Genomic DNA, 6,439 nt, shown 5'->3' on the forward strand with positions numbered 1-6,439 from the left:
GGGACAGCCTTCGCCGACTTGGGCCTTTCCGTCTCCGCGGTCATAGACCCCGGATGCCCCGGCCCGCCCCGGATACGCGCCCCCCTGCCCCGATCCGCCGAAGATGCGCGACACTGGTCGTTTGGCCGTGCTGAGCCATCCCCGAAAGGCAGCCGCGCGTGAACGGACCCCTTATCGTCCAGAGCGACAAGACCCTGTTGCTCGAAGTCGACCACGAGCAGGCCGACGCCTGCCGCCGCGCCATCGCGCCCTTCGCCGAGCTGGAGCGTGCCCCCGAGCACATCCATACCTACCGGCTGACCCCGCTCGGGCTGTGGAACGCCCGCGCCGCCGGGCATGACGCCGAGCAGGTGGTCGACGCGCTCGTGGAGTACTCCCGGTATCCCGTGCCGCACGCGCTGCTCGTCGATGTCGCCGAGACGATGGCCCGCTACGGCCGGCTCACCCTCTCCAAGCACCCCTCCCACGGCCTCGTCCTGACCTCCACGGACCGTCCCGTGCTGGAGGAGATCCTTCGCTCCAAGAAGGTCCAGCCGCTGGTCGGCAACCGCATCGACCCGGACACCGTCGCCGTCCACCCCTCGGAGCGCGGCCAGATCAAGCAGACGCTGCTCAAGCTGGGCTGGCCGGCCGAGGATCTTGCCGGTTATGTCGACGGCGAGGCGCACGCCATCGAGCTGGACGAGACGGGCTGGGCGCTGCGCCCGTACCAGCGGCAGGCCGTCGAGGGGTTCTGGCACGGCGGCTCGGGTGTGGTCGTGCTGCCCTGTGGCGCGGGAAAGACGCTGGTCGGGGCCGGTGCGATGGCCGAGGCCAAGGCGACGACGCTGATTCTGGTGACCAATACCGTCTCGGCCCGCCAGTGGAAGCACGAGCTGGTGAAGCGCACGTCCCTGACCGAGGACGAGATCGGCGAGTACAGCGGTACGAAGAAGGAGATCCGCCCGGTCACCATCGCCACGTACCAGGTGCTGACCACCCGCCGTAAGGGCATCTATCCGCACCTGGAGCTGTTCGACTCCCGCGACTGGGGCCTGGTCATCTACGACGAGGTGCATCTGCTGCCCGCGCCCGTCTTCAAGTTCACCGCCGACCTCCAGGCCCGGCGCCGCCTCGGGCTGACCGCGACGCTCGTACGGGAGGACGGCCGCGAGTCGGACGTCTTCTCGCTCATCGGGCCGAAGCGGTTCGACGCGCCGTGGAAGGAGATCGAGGCGCAGGGCTATATCGCGCCCGCGGACTGTGTCGAGGTACGGGTCAATCTGACCGACAGCGAGCGCCTGGCGTACGCGACGGCCGAGACGGAGGAGAAGTACCGCTTCTGCGCGACGACCGCGACAAAGCGGAAGGTGACGGAGGCGCTGGTGCGTAAGCACCGGGGCGAGCAGACGCTCGTCATCGGCCAGTACATCGACCAGCTCGATGAGCTGGGCGAGCATCTGGACGCCCCCGTCATCAAGGGCGAGACCAGCAACGCGCAGCGCGAGAAGCTTTTCGAGGCGTTCCGGCAGGGCGAGATCTCGGTGCTGGTCGTGTCGAAGGTCGCGAACTTCTCGATCGATCTGCCGGAGGCGACGGTCGCGATCCAAGTCTCGGGTACGTTCGGCTCCCGCCAGGAGGAGGCCCAGCGCCTGGGCCGTGTCCTGCGCCCGAAGGCGGACGGCCACGAGGCCCGCTTCTACTCGGTCGTCGCCCGCGACACCATCGACCAGGACTTCGCGGCGCACCGCCAGCGGTTCCTGGCGGAGCAGGGCTACGCGTACCGGATCGTGGACGCGGACGAGCTGCTGGCCGAGAGCTGAGGGCTGAGGCTCAGCCGACCCCCGACCCCCGACCCCCGACCCCCGGCCTCCGCGCCTCCGGCCGCCTCAGTCCATCAGCGCCAGCACCGGCCCCGCCGCCAGCAGTACGTACTGCGCCACCACCGCCCCGCACCGCACGCCCCCCAGCATCGAGCCCGCCGGCAGCGCCGCGGCGGCCAGGCCGACGAGCCCGGACAGGTGGAGGGACCAGAAGCCCGCGCTGATGTACGCGCCTGCGACGCCGTCGGCCGGATCGACCGCGTCGGTCAGGGCGATGACGACCGTCACCACGTAGCCGCCCAGCAGCAGCCCGAGACCGCCCAGCGCCCAGAACCGGAGAGCGAGGAGAGCGCCGCGGTCGGTGGTCTGCTCTGGGGTGGGGGCGGGGACCGTCGTCGTTTCCATGCCCCGATGACATCACCGGGACGGGGCGCCCCGCCTCGGCGCCCGTACTCACCCCGTCCCCGCCGTCGTACTCACCCCCGAACCGGCCTCCGCACGCTGCACCGGAAGGACGAAGGAGGAGCCCTCCTTGTCCGCGCCCGCGCCCGTGCGCCACGCCGCGAACGCCAGCAGCCCCAGCGCGAACAGCGGGTACGGCGACGACGGCACCTGCTGCCACCACGGCAGCCGGAGGTCGAGATCGCCGTCGTGCGGCACGAGCCAGAAGCTGCGCGCCGTCCAGACCACCCCGACCGCCGCCGCCGTACGGAACCGGCGCTCCGCGATCAGCACCGCGAGCAGCGGTACGCACCACACCCAGTGGTGCGACCAGCTGATCGGCGACACGAGCAGCGCGGTCAGCGCCGTGACCAGCACGCCCCAGGTCTCCAGCCCGGCCCCTATGACGGCCCGCCGGGCGATCCACAGCCCGGCGACGGCCGTGAGCCCGGCGGCCACCGCCCACACCGCGCCCGGCTCCGGGGTGTGCAGGAGGCGGCCCAGCATCCCTTGCAGTGACTGGTTGTCGACGATCCACGCCTTGCCGACCCGGCCCGTCTCGAAAACGCGCGTCGTCCAGAACTCGCCACTCGCCTCGGGCAGTACGAGCGCTCCGAGCAGCACGGTGCCTGTGAAGGAGGCCAGGGCGATCAGTCCGGACCGTACGCGCCCGGTCACCAGCAGATACACGATGAAGACGGCCGGAGTCAGCTTGATGCCCGCCGCGACACCGAGGGCGAACCCCTTGCCGAGCGCGTGCTCGGGTCTCGACAGGTCCCAGAGAACGAGACAGGCGAGTACGAGGTTGATCTGTCCGAAGAGGACGGTCTGGAATACGGGTTCGAGCCAGAGCCCGACGGCGACGGCGGCCAGCAGCGGTACGGGACCGGCCGGCATCCCCGCGAACCGCCAGGACAGCCGTACGAGCAGCGCAAGCAGCGCGGCGTTCCCGATGACGAAGACGACCTTGAGGGCGTCGATGGGCAGCCAGGTGGTGGGTACGAAGAGGATCGCGGCGAACGGCGGGTAGGTGGCGGGCAGTTGCCACTCGGTGACCGTGAACCCGTACAGGTCGGTGCCGTCCACGACGGCGGCGCCTTCGGCGCGGTAGACGAGTGTGTCGGCCATGGGGATGCGCCGGGCGACGCAGAGAGTGGCGAGTGCGGCCAGCGACAGGGCGAGCGCGCCCACTGCGGCGAGTGAACGGGGCGTCACGGTCCGGTAGGTCACGGCCGCGACCCTAGTGGATCAGAGGCGTTACTCAGGAGCGCGGCGGGACGAGGCGGGGCGCGGTTGGCGCGATACGGATCAACGGCGTTCGATACGGATCAACGGCGCTTGATACCCGCCTCCTCCGCGTACTCCCCGAGAACGGTCACATTGAACGCGGTGGTCACGAAGACCTTGACGGCGCGCAGCGCGTTGCCGAGACGGTGGGCGGGGTGGGGAACGGAGCCCGTGGCGGTCGCGCCGGGAAGCGGCGAACCGTGCGGGGCATGGGCCGGGGTGAAGGTCGCTGTACTCATACATCCATGATGGGCACGTGCGCTGTGTGAGTCATCGCTCTGCGGTTTGAGCCTCGTGTGAGGCCGTGTACGACTCCGGTCCAACGCCATCCCCTACGGGGTGGAGGCGGCGAATGGCACGGGGGACGGACGCGCTCCCGCCGCCGAGCACTCGCGCCGGACCCGTACGCATGCCCCGTGGCGCGAGCCCCCGCCGAAAACCATTCGCCTCCCCGTCACCCGCTGGCTACAATCGCCCACCTTGCCCGCCTCCCTCGCGGAGCGCCGTCGTCCGGACGGAAACCGGACGGCCGACCGCCATGACGTGATCCACGCCGAACGGCCACCGCCGCCCGTCGCCCGACGGGGTGCGGCCCGTCGGCCTGCGTAAAGCCCCCGGAGGCACCACCGTGTCCGCGCACGCCCCTGACGACCTCAACGACCTCACCCCCGATCCCCTGGCGCGGGAACGGGCCCACCTCGCCGCCTCCCGCTCCGCCCTGCGCGCCATGCGCGAGGACGTCCAGGCGCTCGACATCAGCGACGTCACCGCGAACTGGGTCAACGCCGCCGTCCTGGAGGCCCAGATCGAGGACCGCATCAAGGCGCTCGCCGATCTCTCCCACACCCCGCTCTTCTTCGGCCGCCTCGACTATCTGCACCCCGTGGGCGCGGCCGAGGCCGAGGGCGCCGAAGGCGAAAGCTTCTATATCGGCCGGCGTCATGTCCACGACGCCGACGGCGATCCCATGGTCATCGACTGGCGCGCCCCCGCCTCCCAGCCGTTCTACCGGGCCTCCAAGAAGGACCCGCTGGACGTCGGACTGCGCCGGCGCTTCGGCTACACGGCCGGCGACATCACCGCGTACGAGGACGAGCACCTCTCCGACCCGGCCGAGACCGCGCGCTCCAGCAAGCTGCTCCAGGCCGAGATCGAACGGCCGCGCGTCGGCCCCATGCGCGACATCGTCGCGACGATCCAGCCCGAGCAGGACGAGATCGTACGGAGCGGCCTCGGCGGCACCGTCTGCGTCCAGGGCGGCCCCGGCACCGGCAAGACCGCCGTCGGTCTGCACCGGGTCGCGTATCTGCTGTACGCGCACCGCGAGCGGCTGGCCCGTACCGGCACCCTCGTCATCGGCCCGAACGCCTCCTTCCTCCACTACATCGAGCAAGTCCTGCCCGCGCTGGGCGAGTTGGAGGTGAAGCAGGCGACGGTGGACGATCTGGTCGCCTCGGTCGACGTACGCGGTACGGACCCCGCGCCCGCCGCCGTCGTCAAGGGCGACGCCCGCATGGCGGAGGTCCTGCGACGGGCCGTGCGGTCCCACGTCACACCACCGACCGAGCCGGTCGTGGTCGTACGCGGCTCGCGGCGGTGGCGGGTGCCGGCGTACGAACTCGAAGAGATCGTCGAGCAGCTGCTCGCCCGGGACATGCGGTACGGCGCCGCGCGCGAAGCGCTTCCGCAGCGGATCGCGCACGCCGTGCTCGTACGGATGGAGGAGGCGGGCGAGGCGCCCGACGACCGGGTGCAGGACGCGGTGGCCCGCAACCCGGCGGTGAAGGCGGCGGTGAAGGCGATCTGGCCACCGGTCGAACCGGCGAAGCTGGTGCTGCGGCTGCTCTCCGACGCGGAGTTCCTGGCCGCGCACGCGGAGGGCGTCCTCACGCCCGACGAGCAGAAGACGATCCTGTGGACGAAACCGGCGCGGAGCGTGAAGTCGGCGAAGTGGTCGGCTGCGGACGCGGTACTGATCGACGAGACGGGCGATCTGATCGCCCGTACCCACTCGCTGGGCCATGTGGTGCTCGACGAGGCGCAGGACCTGTCCCCCATGCAGTACCGCGCGGTGGGCCGCCGCTGCTCGACCGGCTCGGCGACGGTACTGGGCGACCTGGCGCAGGGGACGACGCCATGGGCGACGGCGAGCTGGACCGACGCGCTGCGGCACCTCGGCAAGACGGACGCGGTGGTGGAGGAGCTGACGGCGGGCTTCCGCGTGCCGCGCGAGGTGATCGCGTACGCGTCGAGGCTGCTGCCGTCCATCGCGCCGGGGCTGGCGGAGGTGGCGTCGGTACGGGAGTCGCCGGGCTCGCTCTCGGTACGCTCCGTGGCGGCTGGGGGGCCGGCGGAGCCGGCGGGTCTCGACGAGGCCGTCGTCGCGGCCTGCGTGGAGTCGCTGGCGCACGAGGGCTCCACGGGTCTGATCGCGGCGGACGCCCGTATCCCCGCGCTGCGGGAGGCACTGACGGCGGCGGGGCTGCCGTACCTCTCCCCGGGCGAGGAGACGACGGCCGAGGCCCGGCTGACGCTGGTCCCGGCGTCCCTCGCGAAGGGCCTGGAGTACGACTACGTGGTCCTGGACGAGCCGGCGGCGGTGGTCGACGGCGAACCGGACGAGCGGACGGGGCTGCGGCGGCTGTACGTGGCTTTGACGCGGGCGGTGTCGGGGCTGATCGTGCTGCACGCGACGGGGTTGCCGGGGGCGTTGTCGCTGTAGCGGGGGGTGCGCCGTCCGGCGGGGGGGGCGCCTGCCGGCGGGGGTGCGCCGTCCGGCGGGGGTGCGGGTTGCGGGTTGCGGTCGCGTCGTCGTCGGCCGGGTGCCGGGGCCTCCGGAGGTGCGTGTCCGGACTGCTTTCCTCACCGCGCTTCGCGCGTGCTGCGACGCTTTACGTCCGGACACGCAC

5 protein-coding genes are annotated in these 6,439 nt (G+C 71.7%); 2 read left to right on the top strand and 3 right to left on the bottom strand.

Annotation, left to right across the window (positions count from 1 at the left end; genetic code table 11):
* Nucleotides 1-158 precede the first annotated feature (158 nt).
* Nucleotides 159-1,802 carry a DNA repair helicase XPB gene (locus tag ACFRMN_RS25430; RefSeq protein ID WP_249952150.1) on the top strand — a complete coding sequence of 548 codons (1,644 nt, stop codon included), beginning with the start codon at nucleotides 159-161 and terminating at the stop codon, nucleotides 1,800-1,802.
* Between the two features lie 66 nt (nucleotides 1,803-1,868).
* Here ACFRMN_RS25430 and ACFRMN_RS25435 read toward each other — a convergent pair whose 3' ends face one another.
* From ACFRMN_RS25435 to ACFRMN_RS25445, 3 genes are all read right to left on the bottom strand, one after another.
* Nucleotides 1,869-2,207: a hypothetical protein gene (locus ACFRMN_RS25435; protein ID WP_383023106.1), complete on the bottom strand. Its 339-nt coding sequence runs from the start codon at nucleotides 2,205-2,207 to the stop codon at nucleotides 1,869-1,871.
* Between the two features lie 48 nt (nucleotides 2,208-2,255).
* On the bottom strand, nucleotides 2,256-3,473 hold the full coding sequence (locus ACFRMN_RS25440) for a glycosyltransferase 87 family protein (protein ID WP_383023107.1): 1,218 nt from the start codon (nucleotides 3,471-3,473) through the stop codon (nucleotides 2,256-2,258).
* Between the two features lie 98 nt (nucleotides 3,474-3,571).
* Entirely contained in the window at nucleotides 3,572-3,769 is a 198-nt protein-coding gene (locus ACFRMN_RS25445) for a hypothetical protein (protein WP_383023108.1), read from the bottom strand.
* Nucleotides 3,770-4,158: 389 nt separating this feature from the next.
* Here ACFRMN_RS25445 and ACFRMN_RS25450 point away from each other — a divergent pair, with 389 nt between their 5' ends.
* Nucleotides 4,159-6,252, top strand: a complete 2,094-nt coding sequence (locus ACFRMN_RS25450) for a HelD family protein (protein ID WP_383023109.1) — start codon at nucleotides 4,159-4,161, stop codon at nucleotides 6,250-6,252.
* Nucleotides 6,253-6,439 lie beyond the last annotated feature (187 nt).

Origin of the sequence: Streptomyces sp. NPDC056835, assembly GCF_042789485.1 — a bacterium.
GTDB lineage: Bacteria > Actinomycetota > Actinomycetes > Streptomycetales > Streptomycetaceae > Streptomyces.

Bases quoted from the DNA above. Each gene is read 5' to 3' on its own strand.
- ACFRMN_RS25435 (WP_383023106.1), bottom strand. From the start codon at position 2,207: ATGGAAACGACGACGGTCCCCGCCCCCACCCCAGAGCAGACCACCGAC.
- ACFRMN_RS25445 (WP_383023108.1), bottom strand. From the start codon at position 3,769: ATGAGTACAGCGACCTTCACCCCGGCCCATGCCCCGCACGGTTCGCCG.